Source organism: Xanthomonas cannabis pv. cannabis (assembly GCF_000802365.1).
Lineage (GTDB): Bacteria > Pseudomonadota > Gammaproteobacteria > Xanthomonadales > Xanthomonadaceae > Xanthomonas > Xanthomonas cannabis.
This window is the reverse complement of sequence record NZ_JSZE01000133.1, coordinates 1-17,040: the sequence shown is the minus strand read 5'-3', so window position 1 is coordinate 17,040 and position 17,040 is coordinate 1. Positions and strand designations below refer to the sequence as shown.

The following is a 17,040-nucleotide window of genomic DNA, read 5'->3' as shown; positions in this document are numbered from 1 at the left end:
GTGGTGGAGGGGGCGCCGGTTAGTCAAAATCGCTTCCTGACCAGCCGAGCTCAGGAGACCTCATGGACAGGCAAGCCACCGCCGCAATGGCGGAAATGATGGCCACGTTGAATGCATCGAACACCTCGCTGCAAGAGACGGTCAAAGTGCTGACGACGCTGGTGGCATCCATGCAGCAGCGCGAACAGCGGTTGCGCGAGGTGGTCGCCGAGCAACTTCAGGTAGTCCAACACGCGGCCAGCAGCGCCGATGCAAAGGTCAATCGGGTGCTGGAAAATGCGTTGCCGCGCTTGACGCAGCTGACCAATCAGGCGTTGACGCAGACGCTGGAGCCGGCTGCTAAGCGATTCAACAAAGAAATGGCCACTGCGGACGAGACATTGCAGCAAGCCACTCGACGTTATGCGCAGGCCCAGCAGTCCTTGGAAACGCGGAGCACGCGGCGCATGTGGATCGCATCGGCCACGATGCTCGCGGCGGGCGTGTTGGGACTGGGGGCGGTGGCTTACTCGGTGGGCATCATCAACGAGAAGCGCAGCGAGCTGGTGCAGCTCCGCACCTCAATCGACTATTGGGAGCGGGTTGCGCGAGCTGACCTAGCTCCTTGTGGCGAAGGAAGGATCTGCGCCACGCTCGAAAAGAACGGCCCACGTTTCGGCAGTCAGAAGCAATACCGTGCCGTTAGCCTGCGCAGCGCCTCAGACGCGCGCTGATGCTCGTCGACCTATGGGCTTGGTGCGCCGTCGAGCTCCTGACAACGCCGGGCGTGTTCGCTCAAATGGTCGGGATTGGGGCGGTTCTTCCTTGACTCCGGCTGACGCACAGTCTGGCCTCTGAGAGTAAGGTAGTCAGTGGTAAGCAACGACGGAGCCAACGCGACCTTGTTCTCTGGGGTGATCCAGAGCAGCAGGCAGTCGAAAAGGGTGTGGAGGTCGGCGCGGAGCAACAAGCCGTTGTCCACCCGGTCGGAGTGGTCTCCCCGGTAAGGCAATATATGCGCCGCCTCCAAGACCTCCTTCGCCGAACAGCCAGTGATGGCACAACGGCCGCCATACGCGTCCAGCAACTGGTTCCGGAAAAAAGATTGACCACGGCGCTGGGCTACTGCACGCATGGTCCAGACACGTGCGTCGTGGTCTGAATCCAATGGAGGCAGATGCGCAAATGCCGCGTCCTGCCCTTCGGCCTCGGCTTTCGATTGTGGGGTGGCGGGTAACTGCACAGCTTCCCAATCGCCGGCGTCGTTCCGCTGCAAAGTCCAGTGGCCATGGATGCTTGCCCGAAAAGGCTCATACGTCACGCCCCGGAATTTGCCTCGTCTGAAAACGAGATCACGAGGGTGATTGGAGTTTGAGCGCCAATCCTTCCGCGTCTTGTCGTAATGCCGCCGGTTAGTGTCGTTGACCGTCAAGAATGAAAGGTTGGCTCCCAAGTCTGAGTGGTCTTCGCCTGGGTAGCGTCCTTCGAGCCACTCGCGAATCTCTGCGGTGGAGGAGGGCTTGGCCAGTGCTTGCATGGCTTCGGCCACGTGCCAGTATTTCACGGTAGCCCGGTCGCGCATGAGCATCTCTCTTTCTGGGAACTCGCCAGTGCGCTCAAACGCAAGTTCAAAAGAATTGGCCTCGAGCGATACGACCTGCCCGACCAGGCTGAAGTTCGGCTCGAAGTCGTTGGAGGCGCGTGCGGCATTGCCAGCCCTAACTTTTGCCGGGTTGTCGGAGGTGGCCACCACGACTCGGATTGGCAAGCTTTCCGCCCGGGCTTGTTCGAGATGAGCGCGAAAAGTGTGCTTGCCACTGCCCTTCCAATGGACGGTCTCCATTGCGTAGCGGGACATGTCGGGAGAGAAGTTGTGTGACCACAGGCTCAAAATTACCTGGCGCGGATTCTCAGACAGGGCGGACGAGTTGAACTGCGGGTCCTTGATCTCAACGCCATATCGGCGAAAGGCATCGCTCTTTCGCATGGGGTGTCAGTGTCCTCGGCAATGGGTGTTCAGGCGTGGCGTTATGGTGTCGAGCCAAGCGGCGTGACCACAATCATGCGTTCGTCAATGGCTGGCCCTCGGTCGAACGTGTATTCGAAGCGGTAGCCATTGCCTTCCAAGGTAAGGTTCTTCTTGCCCTTGAACGCTTTAAGCAAGGCCTTGTCGTGGTCGCTGGGATAAAGTTTGATGAGGTCGTGGATCATCTTGTCCGCAGCTTTAGCGTCAGCGTGGAGCCCATAACCGCGATCCTTAAACCAGTCGTTCCATAGGAACTTCGTGGTGGAGACCCTGCCGGTTCCCTGCTCTTCGTTGATAAAGAATTTGACTGTCTCGGCTTCGCCGCCGATACAGCCAAACAGGGCCCCCCAGCCTGAGCTTTCTGGCGTGATCTTGGTGGACTTGCATGAGAGCACTGCCTTGCTGCGCTCGACCTCTTTTTGGAAGGGCATGACCATGGGACGATCGGCCGGCTGCTCCGATGGGCTTTCCGTGGGCGGGGATGGCTCGGCTTTCGGCGGAGAGGATTGGGAGCATGCAGTCAGCAGCAATACGGCACTGGGAAACAGGCGACGACTCAACATCCGATGTGAGCTCCAGTTGGAGGCGTGGGCCACCATCTTCCCATTGCAAGTCGCTTTCGAACCAGCTGTTTGAACACGTCAGGGGATGGTGCAGGCCCTTGCCGCTTGTGGCGTCCTTGATTGCAGCGTGTGTGCGCGGCCACCACGTTCTCGGGCACATCCAAGCCGCCGTCTTGTTGAGCAATCAGGTGTTCGGCCGTGCACTGGTAAGGACGTGCAGAGCGGGGACGTAAGCCCAGCTCTTTAGGCGAGGCAAGCCACATCGGGAGGCTGCAATAGAAACAGTGGCCCGCCTGGGCGTGGAAGGCACGGATGCGAAGAGATTTGAGGCGCTTGTTGCTCATGGAAGGCTCCGGAATCAAAAGAAGATTCCCGTGCCTCCTAGTGGAGAACCTCGGGCACCCGGAGCCTAGAGGCTATGCGGGCACAACACCGGGGGATGCCCCCACTGGCAGACACGTTGTAACCGACCATCGGTGCGGCTGCAACCCTCCGATGCGCGATGGGCAGGGCGGGCGACCAGCTCAATGCGTGCTGTGACTTTCCTCAGTGATCGAGATTGCCATTCGCAACGCACCGAGTGAGCTCGCTTGGTTACGGATTGCCGCGTCGGCCCGATTTCCCACGTGCGCCAAAAGCGCACCCACCAACTCGGTATCCTCCAGCGATTCTGCTCCTGCAAGGAACACGAGCTCTGCCACCCGTGTGCGTCGCTTGGCTTCTTCGCGGCGTTGCATCTCCTTGGCCTTCACCGCTTGGCGCTGGTGCGCTAAAAGCTCGCGCGCTTGATGCTGAGCCAAGCGCTCCGTGGCTCGTTGGATTTGGTCTCGATAGTGATTCGTTGCGGTCATGCGTTTCTCCTGCCTTGTGGAAATGAGTCAACCAGGAAAACGGCTCGCGTCAAGCGTTGAGGTGGTCTCGAATTTCGTCCGCATCGAAAATCGAAAAGCTCGAAAAACAGGGCTTAAAAGAAAGAAGCAAGAGCGCACTGATGCAATGTCTGCGACATAGCGCGCGCCGGGTGCTACGCCCCCGGACCCCCAAGCGCTCCGCGCTTGCGCAAATCAAAAGCCACGTCATAAAGAGAGCAACCTCATCCGGAGCTCTCCATGGCCATCTACCACTCTCGCGTCAAAGTTTTTAGTCGTTCCCGCGGCGACTCTGCTGTGGCCGCAGCCGCTTATCGGGCTGGCCTGCTACTTATCGATCACCTCACTGGCCAGCGCCACGACTACCGCCGCCGAGGTGGAGTGGTGGCGTCCGAATGCCTTGCTCCCCAGGATGCGCCGGCGTGGGCCCTTGTCCCGGCCGAGCTCTGGCAAAAGGCCGAGGCGGCGGAAAACCGCAAGAATTCAGTGGTGGCACGCGAGTTCGAGGTCGCCTTGCCCCACGAGCTCAACGACGAGCAGCGGTCCGTGCTCGCCACGGCCATCGGCCAAGCGCTGGTCGCCCGCTACGGATTTGCCGTGCAAGCCAGCATCCACTCGCCAGGCTCCCGTGACGGCCTGAACCATCACGTCCACCTCCTCGCCACCACGCGGCGGTTGACCAGCGACGGCTTTGCCGAGAAGACGAGGGAGCTGGACGGCGGAGCGTCGGGGAAGATTGAGATCGAGTGGATCCGCCAAACCATTGCATCCACCATCAACGAGCACTTGGCCGCTGCCGGTATCGATGCCCGGGTCGACCATCGCCGCCTTGAAGTCCAGGCTGAAGACGCCCTGGCTCGCGGCGACTGGGCCGAAGCCATGGTGCTGTCCCGGCAGCCCACGAAACACGTGGGCAAGACAGCCACGGCATTGGCGCGCAATGGCGTCATGACCGACCGTGCCGCCGAGAACGCGCGCATCATTCGAGAGAACGAGGAAGCCTTTGAACGGTTGCTCGCTCAAGCCGAGCAGGAGGGAAGGGCAATTCCAAACTCTATTGGCCATAGCCACGACCAAGCGCAGCGCGACCGTCGACGCCGAGCTGGCTCCAGGAACGAACTTCAAACCTCTGTGCCAGGGTTGGAAATCCACGGGTTCCGCGGCATGCGCCTCTCGGATGCCTTGGGTCGGCCTGCGGAAGATGCGCGGGTGCGACCGCTACGCTCTATCACTGAGCTGGTCGCCGAGGCAGCTCGGGACCTGGCGGACATCCTCTCGACCCGGCCAGACCTGGCGTTGACCGCTGCGCAGCGTGTGGTGGGACAATGGACCGCGCATGCGTCTACTCTTCTCGACAGTATCGATTTGCGCAGGTGGCTTAACGGCCTGGTTGAACGACTCGGCCGTCTGAAACGGAGCGTGCTCAAGTTCGCCCAGCGGACTAGCGCCTTGGGGCGTGCCGAGAAACTCTTCCACTTGGCCGGACAAGCGTGGGAGCAGTTCAACGGCGACCACCCTCGTCCCGATGGCGAGTGGACCTCTCAAGAATGGGAAAAGCGGCGGGGAAGGCGGTTGGCGGTCCTGGAAAAGCGCGCAACCGAATTGGCGGCAGCCCGGGCGGCAGCTTCCGAGAAGCGTTGGAATGACTACGAGAATGAAATTGAGCTCCGCACAGCTGAGGTGGAGCAGTGGAGCGAGGAGGTTCTTGCGAGTCCTGAGCTCGACATCGCGAGCCGGCCTGTTGAGTTGGTCAAGGCCGCTTCTGCTGCACCCAAGCCCTACCCAATGCCGACGCCAGCGCCACGACCAACAAGCCGGCGCCCGCGGCCCTGATGGATATCGAAAGCCCCGCATCTGCGGGGCTTTTTTCTCTTGGCCCTCAGTGCCGGGGACGAGGGCGGAGGTCTATCCGCTCGATCCCGATGGGTTCCTTGGGGCGGGGGACATTGTCCTTTTCCTTGTTCTTCTTGCGCATCTCCCGCCATTCTTCGACGGACGCCGGCATGGTCGGCACGATGCTGCGATCAACGGCCGCTCGTTTGACCAGGATGGGTTGAGAAGGTGCCATGGCTGAGGCCTGGGTTTGACTGGCTGGCCCTGGCCCGCCGAGCCTCAGCAGCTCGGCGGCCAAGTCGAGCGCGTATTGGATGTCTTCCACTTCATGAGGTGGAAGGCGTGTGGTGCGCTGCTGAAGGAGGTGGCCGAGCAAGCGACTGGCGACCTGAATCTGTGTTTGGTGCATGGGTGCTCCTGTGTTGGGTGAGCCCTCATCCAACCAAGAACCGACGCTTAAGCAAGAGCTCGCTTTCGGCTGCATTTCACAAATTTGAATACGCGAAAAAAGTTTGATTTGAGGTATGTTGATAGGTGATATCAACGCCAGGCATCCGGATTCATTTATGGCTGGCCGGGGACATGGCCAGCCTGCGGGATGTTCTTGAGCCGCCGTCGTCGCCTCGCTATGATCAGGTATCAACCGGGGTATCATTTTTGGATCACCCCACTCCGGGATAAGTTAGGAAAATCAATTGGTTGGCGTGGGAGGATTCTGTTCCCATCGCCCGCTCCACTGCCGCAGTGGCGTGTGGTTGGGTCATCGACATTCCCTTGAAGATCTTTGGTTGCCACCGACGTAGGCGTGTGCTGCACGCTGTATGGTCGAGCTGTGGCTGACGTCACCGAGACTCTTGCAAGGAGTCATCGGAACGTATCGGCGCCGTCGTCCGGCGTGCTCGCGGGCCAGGCCGCCCTTGCCGCCTGGTGTCATCGCAGAGTTCCGGGAGCGCAGGATTTCGTCCGGCATGGATCGGGGCATCTGGCGCGTGGCTTGAGGCAGTGCGCGTCCGGGAGCTGGGTGGTCGGGCTTCCCGGCCTGAGCAGCGCGTAGGTGCAGGCCAACCACGTCATCGGCGATCTCCGCACCATGGCGGCGGGGCCCGGTTGATTCCGGTTCCGTTCGGAGTGGAGCATCTAGCGTTGGCCTCGCACGGATGTCCGTGTGTTTCGGGTGCTGTCATGTCTGCTGTTCGCCGTCGCTTGTCCTCGATCGTCATTGCAGTGGGTGCTGTTCTGTGTGCCGGGCCGGTCATGGCTGCCTGTCAGCCTGGGCCGTTTACGCTTGCGCTGTCGGCGCAGCGGCTGGACGAACGATTGCAGGATCTGGCCCACCAGACGGGATGCGCGGTGGAGGTGGATCCCTCGCTGCTGCAGGACAAGCGTGTGCAGGCCTTGAGTGGAACCTTCACCGCCGATCAGGCATTCATCCAATCGGTCCGCGGGAGCGGTCTGGAGGCGGACTATGCCAGCGATCACTGGCGCGTCAATCGCGCGCAACAGCTGTATTTTGCCGAGCGTGTCGAGACCTTGCAGAGCGCGATTACAGACGCGCGCAAGAGCAACGCGATTACCGGGCGTCAGGCAAGAACCATGAACGCGCAACTATCGAAGATGGCGGTGGAGGTTCCCAAGCTTGTCCGTCAGCAGGGTTTTCTGAGCGCAGCCGAGCGCGCCTCCTACGAGCGCACCTTGAAGGAGATCGAAAAGGTCCTGCAGGGCTGAGGTCGGGCGCAGCGAAGATGTGCGCCGCGGTGACGTCGGGGGCAGATTGACGGCCCCTTTGGTCCTTCGAGGTTCGGGTGCCCGTGGCCTGTCCAGGCGCACCGGGCGGCGATGGCGCTGGCAGAGCTGCGCGCGGATCGAACTGGTGCGTTTTCCTTGCGAGCGGGTCGCTGCGTTGTGGCTCGGCGTTGTGCCATCCGGGCATGATGCGTGTACCACACGTCCCGTCGAACGAGCTGCAATGACGACGATTGCAGGCGGTTTTCCCGGTAAAAATCGCACTGCAGCTTCGTCATTTCCTTCCTGGCAGTCAGGAAGCTCCTGATTGAGCAAGCGCGAGTTGGCAGCCATAGTGTCCCCATCATTTGGCGGTCACCATGACAACGACTCATTCACAGCTGGTTGGTGCGCTGATCAAGGGCATGCGCCGCGCCGAATCCGCGCAGGCGGCCTCGATCGCCCATCGCCCGGGGCTGCCGGCGAAGGCCTGCATCCCGGGCACGCCTGACACTGCCGGCAAGGTGCTCGAGATGTTCAAGCTCGACCCCGAACAGATTCGCCACATGGGACTGATCGGGGTGGAAGAACTGGGCGAAACGGTCTGCCACGCGTGGTCGATCAACGCCGGTCAGCTGGACCGGGTGGTGCAATGGTTCACCGCCCCCCGAGTGGAGTTTGTCGGCAAGCATTGCAGCGAGCTGATTCGCGCCGGACGCATCGGGCCGGTGCTGACCATGGCCCGTGAACACGCCTTGTTGCGGCATGGCTGAGCGCAAGTCGGCCCGGAAGGGCCAGGCGCTTTACGCTGGACGGCATAGCGGCAATACTCGTTGACCCGCCCAACCTCAGTTTTGTCAATGCGCCAGGTTCCGCCCGCTTCATCCTCAGCTGCCGCCAAAGCCCAATTGCTGGAAGAGCTGCGCAAGCTTGAGCAGGAAGAAGCTCAGCTCAAGTATGCCCAGACCCTGGAAGCCTTCGACCAGGTGGTCGACGTGCTGACCCAGTTCGGCAGCCGGTTCAATGCAAAGCAGAAATCCCAGATCGCCTCGCTGGCCATGACCGGCAAGTCCAAGGGGCCGCTGACCTCCACCGGTGAAGTGGCCGCCAAATACTGGCTTCCGCACTCGGGCGAGACCTGGTCCGGGCGCGGCCGCACCCCGCGGGCGTTCAAGGCGTGGGAAGGCACCAGCTCCTACAAGGAATGGAAGTCCAAGCATCCGGACAAGCGTTTTCCGCTGTATCCGGGTTGAGTCTTCAGGCAACCGGATAGCGGATTCGTCGAACACGTCTTGGCTTGCGGCGGTCTTCACCGTTGCGTATGCAGGGCCCTGTGGGTGTCGTTACGCAATACGCGTGTTGCCCCATCGGCGCTGGGGAAGTGGCTTGCCGATTGCATCAGCGCATGGATTGGGATGTACATCATTCGCGCATCGATGATGCGCGGCTGTGCAATGCCGCTCTGGCCAGGTTCGAAGCCGGATGACTAACGTTGGATCGTGCGTGAGCGGTTAGCTGACCAGCTCCAGAGCCTTATGACCGTTCCCCGCGCATAAAAAAGCTCGCTGCCCACCTCCCGGCAGACAGCGAGCCACATCAGCAAGCGCGCTTTACTGGTCGCTCTTGCACTCGAACACCGAAACGCTGCGCGGCGGCGCCAGGAATTCGCTGGCGCCTGCCGGCATCATGTCCACCTCCAGCGCTTCGTCGGTCGACAGCACCAGCTTCCAGTGCACCGGCTCGTCGGTGGAGGGCAGGGTGAAGGTCACGCCCTCGTGGTAGGCATTGATCACGATCAACAAGGTGTCGTCGTTGGCCAGCTCCTTGACGCCGGAGGTCTGCGCCTTGCCTTCCAGGAGCAAACCGACCGAACGCGCGCCCGCGTCGGTCCAGTGCGCATCCTCCATCTCGGTGCCGCCCGGATTGAGCCAGGTGAGATCGCGCAGGCCGGCTTCTTCGTTGTATTGCCCGTTGAGGAAGCGGCCACGCGACAGGATCGGGTAGCGTTTGCGCAGCCGGGTCAATGCCTTGACGAAGTCGGTAAGACGGCCGTCGGTCGGGTCGTTTTCCCAGTCCAGCCAGGTGGTTTCATTGTCCTGGCAATACGTGTTGTTGTTGCCGCCTTGCGACTGCGCACGCTCGTCGCCGGCCAGCATCATCGGCGTGCCCTGCGACAACAGCAGCGTGGCCAGCAGATTCTTCATCTGCCGCTCGCGGATCTGCAGGATGTCGGCGTTGTCGGTCTCGCCTTCGTCGCCGTAGTTGCACGAGCCATCGTTGGACGAGCCGTCGCGGTTGTCTTCGCCGTTGTCGATGTTGTGCTTCTCGTTGTAGCTGACCAGGTCGCGCAAGGTGAAGCCGTCATGCGCGGTGATGAAGTTCACCGACGCCCACGGGCGGCGACCCCGGCGGTCGAACAGATCGGCCGAGCCGGTAAAGCGGGTGGCAAACTCGGCCAGCTTGCCGTCTTCGCCTTTCCAGAATTCGCGCGCGTTGTCGCGGAACTTGTCGTTCCACTCCGACCAGCCCGGCGGGAAGTGGCCTACCTGGTAGCCGCCCGGGCCACAGTCCCACGGCTCGGCAATCAGCTTGACCTCCGACAGCAGCGGGTCCTGGTTGCAGGCATCCAGGAAGCCGCCGCGCTGGTCGAACCCGCTAGGCTCGCGACCAAGAATGGTGGCCAGGTCGAAGCGGAAGCCGTCCACGTGCATCTCGCCGGCCCAGTAGCGCAGCGAATCGTTGACGAACTGGATCACCCGCGAATTGCTCAGATTCAGCGTATTGCCGGTGCCGGTGTCGTTGATGTAGTAACGCTTGTCTTCGGCAAGGCGGTAGTAGCTGGCGTTGTCGATACCCTTGAACGAGAGTGTCGGACCCAGCTCGCTGCCTTCTGCGGTGTGGTTGTAGACCACGTCCAGGATCACTTCCAGGCCTTGCTTGTGCATGGCCTTGACCATGTCGCGGAATTCATCGCGATGGCCGCTGGAGAGGTAGCGCGACTTCAGTGCGAAGAAGCCGATGGTGTTGTAGCCCCAGTAGTTACGCAGACCCTTGTCGAGCAGATGCTGGTCGTCCAGGTAGGCGTGCACCGGCAGCAGCTCGACCGCGGTGATGCCCAGGTCCTTGATGTACTGCAGCACCTGCGGCTGCGCCAGGCCGGCAAACGTGCCACGTACCGCTTCGGGCACCTGCGGGTTGCGCATGGTGTAGCCGCGCACGTGGGTTTCGTAGATGACCGTCTCGTTCCACGGCTTGAGCAGGCGTGCATCGTCGCCCCAATCGTAGGTGTCTTCGACCACCACGCACTTGGGCATGAAAGGCGCGCTGTCACGTTCATCGAAGCTCAGGTCGCCGTCCGGATGGCCGACGGTGTAGCCATAGAGCTCGTCGGCCCAGATCAGGTCACCTTCCAGCTCACGCGCATACGGGTCGAGCAGCAGCTTGTTGTGGTTGAAGCGATGGCCTTCGGTCGGCTCGTATGGGCCATGCACGCGGTAGCCGTAGCGCTGACCGGGCTTGGCATCGGGCAGGTAGCCATGCCAGATTTCGTTGGTGTATTCGGGAAGGTCAACGCGGGTTTCGCTGCCTTGTTCGTCGAACAGGCAAAGTTCCACACGTGTGGCATGCGCGGAGAAAAGCGCAAAGTTGGTGCCCTTGCCATCGAAGACGGCACCGCGGGGGAACGGGCGCCCCTGACGGATGCGGGAGGGGTTGGCATAAGCCGCGCTTGCTGGACGTCGCATGGAGAGTCTCGGGTGCGCCGGCATGCCGGCATTGAGGAGACTCAAGCATTGCGGTTTCAACTGTGCAAAACGCGTTACGGCAATACGGGTGCGGCGTGAGGGCGGGCCTCGAGGCCGTGCGCCGTCGAAGGCTTTGCCACGCCGCAGAGCGGTGGCGCTCGCTTGTGCGTCCTCGATGGCAGCCGCAAGCGAGCAGGCGACGCACAATGCGCCGCGACCGGCAATGCGCCAGCTCGACCGAGTCCAGGGGCGTGTGCTGCTTGAGCGCTGCGCGCGCGCCCTGCTAGCATCGATCCGGTTGAGGCTGCGCAGCGTTTGCGTTGCTGCAACACCGCTGAAGCGCTTGTGCGTTTCCATCCTCGGGGCCGTCGCATACCGGGTCACGCGGCGCGAGCAGGGCATAGGCGTCCTGCGCGCGCGCGACTGGCAGATGCGTGGACTTGGGTCACCTCGTCATCAGACTCCGACCATGTCCAGGCCGCGCCGTGTCCCTGCTGCGATGAAAATCGCCATTCTTTCGCGCAACAGCAAGTTGTACTCGACCCGGCGGCTCATCGAAGCCGCACGCAAGCGTGGTCACACCGTGCGCATCCTCGACCCGCTGCGCTGCTACATGCGCATCGCTGCCGACGGTTTCAGCCTGCACTACAAGGGCAAGCCGATCACCGGGTTCGATGCGGTGATCCCACGCATCGGCGCTTCGGTGACGCGCTACGCCACTGCGGTGCTGCGCCAACTCGAATTCATGGGCACCTACACGCCCAATCCCTCCGACGCCATCCTGCGTTCGCGCGACAAGTTGCGTGCACACCAGCTGCTGGCCGCGCAGGGCATCGACATGCCGGTCACTGTGTTCGGCGACAACCCCGACGATACCCAGGACCTGTTGTCCATGCTCGGCCCGCCGCCGCATGTGGTGAAGTTGAACGAAGGCGCCCAGGGCGCCGGGGTGATCCTTACTGAGAAGGCCAGCGCATCGCGCGGCGTGGTCGAGGCACTGCGTGGGCTCTATGCCAACTTCATCGTGCAGGAGTTCATCGGCGAAGCCGACGGTGCGGACCTGCGCTGCTTCGTGGTCGGCGACCGGGTCGTTGCGGCCATGCGCCGGCAGGCGGCCGAGGGCGACTTCCGCTCCAACCTGCACCTGGGCGGGACCGCTGCAGTGGCGCAGGCCACCGAGCAGGAGCAGGAGGTCGCGGTAAGCTCGGCGCGCGCGCTGGGCCTGGCCGTGGCCGGGGTCGACCTCATTCGCTCCAAACGCGGTCCGCTGGTGCTCGAGGTCAATTCCACCCCCGGGCTGGAGGGCGTGGAAGGGGTCTGTGGCGTCGATGTGGCGGCGGCGATCATCCAGCACCTGGAACAATCGGTCCATTGATCTGCCCCCTCGCGGGCTTATTGAAAATTTAACTAAAATCTAATCCTTCGCTCGTTAGCCTCTGCCAACCGTGGCTCCGCTCTCGGCAGTGACGGTGATCGGGATGAACTTTTGGCCCAAGTGCGGTGTCGCACTTGGGCCTTTTTACGTAGGCATGCTTGCTCCATCAGTAAAGTCGAGTCTAAAGTGTGGAAATGTTAAACGGACGATGGGACAAGGAACGATCATGCTCAAGGCTATCTGTTATGCCGCGTCTCTAGCTGTGCTCTTGCTGGCGAATGTTGAGGCTGCCTCGGCCAAGGTAGATGTCAATACGCCCGTCGCCCAGCAGGTCGCCCAGGTTCGCAAAGAGTTGGACGGCGGCACCAAGTACTCCGAGATCAGTCAGGAAGATCGCGCTAAGGTGCTTTCTGCGCTCACGAGAATAGAAATTGCAGTGAAAGATCAGGGTGATGCACAGGCGCTGACGCCGGACCAAAAGGCGGCGGTTTACAACGACCAAGAGCTCATCAATACAATTTTGACAAGGGCGGGTGAGGAAAGTCGCCTGATTTGCACTCGTGAAAAGGCGACGGGTTCTCATCACACCACTTCGATCTGCAAAACCGTTGCCGAACGTAGGCGCTCACGTGACAGCGGCGAGCGCGACATGAGCTCCATGCAGCGGAGATACAAAGCTACCGACCCGGGCTCCTGAGTCCACCCCGACCAAGTTATTGAGGTTTCAGTGCGCATTTTAGTAATCGAAGACAACAGCGATATCGCCGCCAACCTGGGCGACTATCTCGAAGACCGTGGACACACCGTGGACTTCGCCGCCGATGGCGTGACCGGCCTGCACCTGGCCGTGGTGCACGAGTTCGACGCCATCGTGCTGGATCTCAACCTGCCCGGAATGGACGGCATCGAAGTCTGCCGCAAGCTGCGCAACGAAGCACGCAAGCAGACCCCGGTGCTGATGCTCACCGCGCGCGACTCGCTGGACAACAAGCTGGCCGGCTTCGACTCCGGCGCGGACGACTACCTGATCAAGCCGTTCGCGCTGCAGGAAGTGGAAGTGCGCCTCAACGCACTGTCGCGTCGCGGCAAGGGCGTGCACACCCGCGTGCTGGAAACCGGCGATCTGGAATACAACCTGGACACGCTGGAAGTGCGCCGCCGCGGCAAGCTGCTGCAGCTCAACCCGACCGCGCTGAAGATCCTGCAGGCGTTGATGGAAGCTTCGCCGGCCGTGGTCACCCGCCAGGAGCTGGAAACCCGCGTCTGGGGTGAAGAGCTGCCGGATTCGGATTCGTTGCGCGTGCATATCCATGGCCTGCGTGCGGTGGTCGACAAGCCCTTCGACGTGCCGATGATCCAGACCCGTCACGGCATCGGCTACCGCATCGCGTCGCCTGATGCCTGAACGCACACGCGCGCGCCCGGCGCGCAGGCGTGGCCGTTACCGGCGGCGCCTGCGTAGCCGCATCATCCTGTCGTTCGTGTTGTTGGGCTTCTGCCTGACCACACTGTTCGCCTTCGCCACCAACTGGGCACGCGCGCGCGTGGAAAACCAGTTGGTCGAAGACGTGATGAACCGCAACATCGACGCATTCGCGCAGCGGTTCTATTCCGACCCGCTGCACAATCCGGATCTGCCGGTGCAGCAGATGCGTGGGCGCGTGGTCAAGAGCGACAAGTTCGAAGCGCTGCGCCTCGAGCAGCCGGAGTGGTACCAGTTTCCCGATGGCATCCACACCATTTCTGGCGTGGACGAAAACGGCAATGCGTACTCGTACAAACTGGCGGTGCGCAAGACGCCCAGCGAGTGGTTCTTCCTCGCCTATGACATGACCCAGACCCTCAAGGGCGAGATCCAGCTCAAGCGCACCCTAATGCTGTCGGTGCTGGTGTTCAGCGGGTTTTCGCTATTGATCGGCTGGTGGTCGGCGTCCAAGGTGATGCGCCCGGTGTCGGACCTGGCCGCACGCCTGCGCGCCTACCGCGGCGGCACCAGCGAGCCCAAGCCGCTGGCCGCGCATTTCCCCGATGACGAAGTGGGCCAGCTCGCCGAAGCGCTGGACGATTACTCCGCGCGCCTCACCGAGGTGGTGCAACGCGACCGCGAGTTCAATGCCGATGTCAGCCATGAACTGCGGACCCCGCTGGCAGTGATCCGCGGCGCCACAGAACTGCTGCTCACCAAGCCCAATCTCGACGAAAAGGTGCTGCAGCGGCTGCAGCGCATCCAGCGCGCCGAACAGCAATGTAGTGACTTGATCGGCTCGCTGTTGCTGCTCTCGCGCAACGAACGCGGGCAGGGCAGTAGCAACGTGGCCAAGGTAGCCGAACAACTGATCGACGCGCACCGCGCCCAGCTCGGCGGCAAACCACTGGAGTTGCTGCTGGAAGGCGAACGCGACCTGGTCATCGACGCCCCCGAATCTGCCCTGTCGGTGGCGCTGGGCAACCTGATCGGCAACGCGGTCAAATACACCCAGGACGGCCAAGTGCGCGTGCGCGTATTGGCCGATGCCGTCGAGGTGATCGACTCCGGCCCCGGCCTGAGCGAAGAAGACGCCGCCAAGCTGTTCCAGCGCGGCTACCGCGGCACCCACGCCGGCCACTCGCAAGGCGGCGGCATCGGCCTGTCGATCGTCAGCCGCCTGTGCGACCTGTACGGCTGGCGCGTCAGCGTGCGCCCAGGCCAGGAGCGCGGCGTCATCGCCACACTGGCCTTCCATCGCTGACCAACCACCCGCACCCACGTAGGAGCGCACCCGGGCGCGACGGCCTTGCCCATAGCGCCCAAGGCAGCGCCTCCAGCCAACAACCGTACCCAAAACACAGTTCAGCGCTCGATCACCGTCACCACCAGTTCGCCCTCACGTGCCGTGATCTGCAGCTTGCAGCCAACCGCAAACCCCAACTGCTCCAGCCACAGCCCGCGCAGGCGCACGCTGGGAATCCGCTGGCTGTGCGACCGGCCGGGCTTTACTTCGTAGAACCCCTGCCTGCCATGCGCCGCGTAGGCGTGCGCGCTGTGCACGGCGGCAATGACTGCAGATTCACCGCAGCGGAATTTCGAATACAGAGTTTTCAGGCACTCAGAGCTGGCTTCGACGTGCTTGAAGCGCGGTCCGGTAAACCGCATCCAATCTTTGAGCGCTTTGCGCTAACAGTTCCGCATCGCCCTCGTTGCTGACGATGTCATCGGCGATGGCCAACCGCTGTTCGCGACAGGCTTGGGCAGCAATCATCTGATCGGCCAGTGCCGATGTACCGCCATCGCGCTGCATCAGGCGAGCGTGTTGAAGTTCCACCGGCACGTCGACGACAAGAATGCGGTCCAGCCAGGAATAAGTTGCTCGGCCACCCGCTTCGGTCAGCAAGGGGATTGCGACGATGGCGTAAGGGCCCACAGCATCCTGTGCGGCGCGTTGCAGCTCTGCGCGGATGGCAGGATGAGTGATCGCCTCTAGTGCTCTGCGTTGGGCTGCATCGCCGAAGACGATTTCGCGTAAGGTCTGCCTGTCCAGCGTGCCATCCGGCAACAAGATGCCGCGACCAAAACGGGCCGTGATTGCATCAAGAATGAGGCCCGGCGCGACAACCTGCCGTGCAACAGTATCGGCGTCGATGACCGGCACACCCAGCTTCTCGAACTCGGCGGCGAGGGCACTCTTGCCGGAGGCGATGCCACCCGTGAGGCCGACGACGAAGTCGCTCATCGTCGTGCCCCGGTTAACGCAGGCCTGCGAAGTGCAGGTAACCGTCCACCAGGTCGTTGCCCCAGAAGAACACCACCCAGCCGGCGATGGCCAGGTAGGGGCCGAACGGGATCGGGGTGGCACGGTCGCGGCCCTTGGCCACCAGCCAGATCGAGCCGAGGATGGCGCCGACCAGCGAGGAGATCAGGATGATCGGCAGAATGCCTTTCAGCCCGCACCAGGCACCGAGCGCGGCCAACAGCTTGAAGTCGCCGTGACCCATGCCTTCCTTGCCGGTGAGCTGCTTGAACAGCCACCACACCGTCCACAGCGAGACATAGCCGACCGCCGCGCCCAGCAGGGCGGGCTTGGCCGGCATGTAGAGGTTGTCCATCGAGCCGACCAGACCCAGCCACATCAGCGGCAAGGTCAGCTGGTCCGGCAGCAGCTTGTGGCGCAGGTCGATGCCCGACATCGCCACCAGGAAGCAGCTCAGCACGATTGCGCCGAAGCCCTGCCAGCCGAAGCCGAACCGCCAGACGCTGGCCACGCACAGGATCGAGGTCAACAGCTCCACCAGCGGGTACTGGATGGAGATCGGCTTGCCGCTGTAGCGCGACTTGCCGCGCAGCATCAGCCAGCTGAAGAGCGGGATGTTCTCCCACCACTTGAGCTTGTCGCCGGTGACCGGGTCGTGCGAGGGCTCCACCACGATGCCCGGCGGCGGCGGTTCATAGATGTCCGGCAGCTCCAGGATCTCGCGCGCGTCGCGCCGCCACTGCCACTCCATGCGCTTGGGCAAGCGCAGGATCACCACGTTCAGGAAGCTGCCGATCAGCAGTCCCAGTCCGGCCGCGGCGGGAAAGCCGAGACCGGGATGCTGGTCGAGAAATGCCATTACGTCTTATCCAACCACTGCGCCGAGTTTGAAGATCGGAAGATACATGCCGATGACCATGCCGCCGACGATGGTGCCGATGAACACCATGATCAGTGGTTCAAGCAGACTGCTGAGTGCATCCACGGCGTTGTTGACCTCCTGCTCGAAGTAGTCTGCCACCTTGAACAGCATGGTATCCAAAGCGCCTGCCTCTTCGCCGATCGCGGTCATTTGCACCACCATGTGAGGAAACATATTCACTTGTTTCATCGCCATGTTGACCGGGTAGCCGACTGACACATCGTCCCGCATCCTGAAGACGGCCTCTTCGTACACCATGTTACCTGTAGCGCCCGCTACG

The 17,040-nt window shown here is 62.3% G+C and carries 19 protein-coding genes; 9 read left to right on the top strand and 10 right to left on the bottom strand.

Translation table 11 applies throughout. The annotated features are described in order from the left end of the window. The first annotated feature begins 86 nt into the window (after positions 1 to 86). Complete coding sequence (locus tag OZ10_RS17955; protein ID WP_202903039.1) at positions 87 to 713, top strand: hypothetical protein; 627 nt, start codon at positions 87 to 89, stop codon at positions 711 to 713. Between the two features lie 11 nt (positions 714 to 724). Here the strand turns inward: OZ10_RS17955 and OZ10_RS22930 are convergent, their stop codons facing one another. The 4 genes from OZ10_RS22930 to OZ10_RS17940 all read right to left on the bottom strand — a co-directional run bounded on the left by OZ10_RS22930 (position 725) and on the right by OZ10_RS17940 (position 3,419). Next, positions 725 to 1,966: an HNH endonuclease gene (locus OZ10_RS22930; protein WP_236726996.1), complete on the bottom strand. Its 1,242-nt coding sequence runs from the start codon at positions 1,964 to 1,966 to the stop codon at positions 725 to 727. Between the two features lie 41 nt (positions 1,967 to 2,007). After that, entirely contained in the window at positions 2,008 to 2,442 is a 435-nt protein-coding gene (locus OZ10_RS17945) for a hypothetical protein (protein ID WP_236726995.1), read from the bottom strand. A gap of 119 nt (positions 2,443 to 2,561) precedes the next feature. After that, a complete protein-coding gene (locus OZ10_RS21640) occupies positions 2,562 to 2,831 on the bottom strand; it encodes an HNH endonuclease (protein WP_236726997.1) in 270 nt (89 codons plus the stop codon). A 261-nt stretch (positions 2,832 to 3,092) separates the two neighbouring features. Next, entirely contained in the window at positions 3,093 to 3,419 is a 327-nt protein-coding gene (locus OZ10_RS17940; protein ID WP_039566313.1) for a hypothetical protein, read from the bottom strand. 258 nt (positions 3,420 to 3,677) lie between these two features. On the opposite strand from OZ10_RS17940, the gene mobQ reads away from it, so the two are divergent. Beyond that, positions 3,678 to 5,270 carry a MobQ family relaxase gene (mobQ, locus tag OZ10_RS17935; protein WP_039566311.1) on the top strand — a complete coding sequence of 531 codons (1,593 nt, stop codon included), beginning with the start codon at positions 3,678 to 3,680 and terminating at the stop codon, positions 5,268 to 5,270. A gap of 46 nt (positions 5,271 to 5,316) precedes the next feature. Here the strand turns inward: mobQ and OZ10_RS17930 are convergent, their stop codons facing one another. Beyond that, complete coding sequence (locus OZ10_RS17930; protein ID WP_015463532.1) at positions 5,317 to 5,679, bottom strand: hypothetical protein; 363 nt, start codon at positions 5,677 to 5,679, stop codon at positions 5,317 to 5,319. Between the two features lie 773 nt (positions 5,680 to 6,452). Here OZ10_RS17930 and OZ10_RS20425 point away from each other — a divergent pair. From OZ10_RS20425 to OZ10_RS17915, 3 genes are all read left to right on the top strand, one after another. Next, positions 6,453 to 6,995, top strand: coding sequence for an STN domain-containing protein (locus tag OZ10_RS20425; RefSeq protein WP_139051358.1), 543 nt, complete (start codon positions 6,453 to 6,455; stop codon positions 6,993 to 6,995). A 377-nt stretch (positions 6,996 to 7,372) separates the two neighbouring features. After that, on the top strand, positions 7,373 to 7,765 hold the full coding sequence (locus OZ10_RS17920; RefSeq protein ID WP_039405681.1) for a hypothetical protein: 393 nt from the start codon (positions 7,373 to 7,375) through the stop codon (positions 7,763 to 7,765). A gap of 87 nt (positions 7,766 to 7,852) precedes the next feature. Continuing rightward, complete coding sequence (locus tag OZ10_RS17915) at positions 7,853 to 8,245, top strand: H-NS histone family protein (protein ID WP_039405459.1); 393 nt, start codon at positions 7,853 to 7,855, stop codon at positions 8,243 to 8,245. 357 nt (positions 8,246 to 8,602) lie between these two features. On the opposite strand, the gene glgX is transcribed toward OZ10_RS17915, so the two are convergent. Beyond that, positions 8,603 to 10,735 (bottom strand): glycogen debranching protein GlgX, encoded by a 2,133-nt coding sequence (gene glgX / locus OZ10_RS17910; RefSeq protein ID WP_039566306.1) that lies wholly within the window; start codon positions 10,733 to 10,735, stop codon positions 8,603 to 8,605. 499 nt (positions 10,736 to 11,234) lie between these two features. On the opposite strand from glgX, the gene rimK reads away from it, so the two are divergent. The 4 genes from rimK (at position 11,235) to OZ10_RS17890 (ending at position 14,839) form a co-directional block, all read left to right on the top strand. Continuing rightward, positions 11,235 to 12,110 (top strand): 30S ribosomal protein S6--L-glutamate ligase, encoded by an 876-nt coding sequence (gene rimK / locus OZ10_RS17905; RefSeq protein ID WP_039405464.1) that lies wholly within the window; start codon positions 11,235 to 11,237, stop codon positions 12,108 to 12,110. 226 nt (positions 12,111 to 12,336) lie between these two features. Further along, positions 12,337 to 12,807: a hypothetical protein gene (locus OZ10_RS17900; RefSeq protein WP_039566305.1), complete on the top strand. Its 471-nt coding sequence runs from the start codon at positions 12,337 to 12,339 to the stop codon at positions 12,805 to 12,807. Positions 12,808 to 12,837: 30 nt separating this feature from the next. Then, positions 12,838 to 13,515: a response regulator transcription factor gene (locus OZ10_RS17895; protein WP_003490678.1), complete on the top strand. Its 678-nt coding sequence runs from the start codon at positions 12,838 to 12,840 to the stop codon at positions 13,513 to 13,515. After that, positions 13,508 to 14,839, top strand: a complete 1,332-nt coding sequence (locus OZ10_RS17890; RefSeq protein ID WP_039405494.1) for a sensor histidine kinase — start codon at positions 13,508 to 13,510, stop codon at positions 14,837 to 14,839. The genes OZ10_RS17895 and OZ10_RS17890 overlap by 8 nt, the downstream gene beginning before the upstream one ends. Before the next feature lie 101 nt (positions 14,840 to 14,940). Here OZ10_RS17890 and OZ10_RS22345 read toward each other — a convergent pair whose 3' ends face one another. From OZ10_RS22345 to OZ10_RS17870, 4 genes are all read right to left on the bottom strand, one after another. Further along, a complete protein-coding gene (locus OZ10_RS22345; protein ID WP_039405497.1) occupies positions 14,941 to 15,138 on the bottom strand; it encodes a SymE family type I addiction module toxin in 198 nt (65 codons plus the stop codon). Between the two features lie 58 nt (positions 15,139 to 15,196). Next, positions 15,197 to 15,820 (bottom strand): dephospho-CoA kinase, encoded by a 624-nt coding sequence (gene coaE / locus OZ10_RS17880; protein ID WP_039566302.1) that lies wholly within the window; start codon positions 15,818 to 15,820, stop codon positions 15,197 to 15,199. A 13-nt stretch (positions 15,821 to 15,833) separates the two neighbouring features. Continuing rightward, positions 15,834 to 16,697 carry a prepilin peptidase gene (locus OZ10_RS17875; protein WP_016849610.1) on the bottom strand — a complete coding sequence of 288 codons (864 nt, stop codon included), beginning with the start codon at positions 16,695 to 16,697 and terminating at the stop codon, positions 15,834 to 15,836. A 6-nt stretch (positions 16,698 to 16,703) separates the two neighbouring features. Next, a partial coding sequence (locus tag OZ10_RS17870; protein WP_202903037.1) for a type II secretion system F family protein occupies positions 16,704 to 17,040 on the bottom strand: 337 nt, incomplete at its 5' end.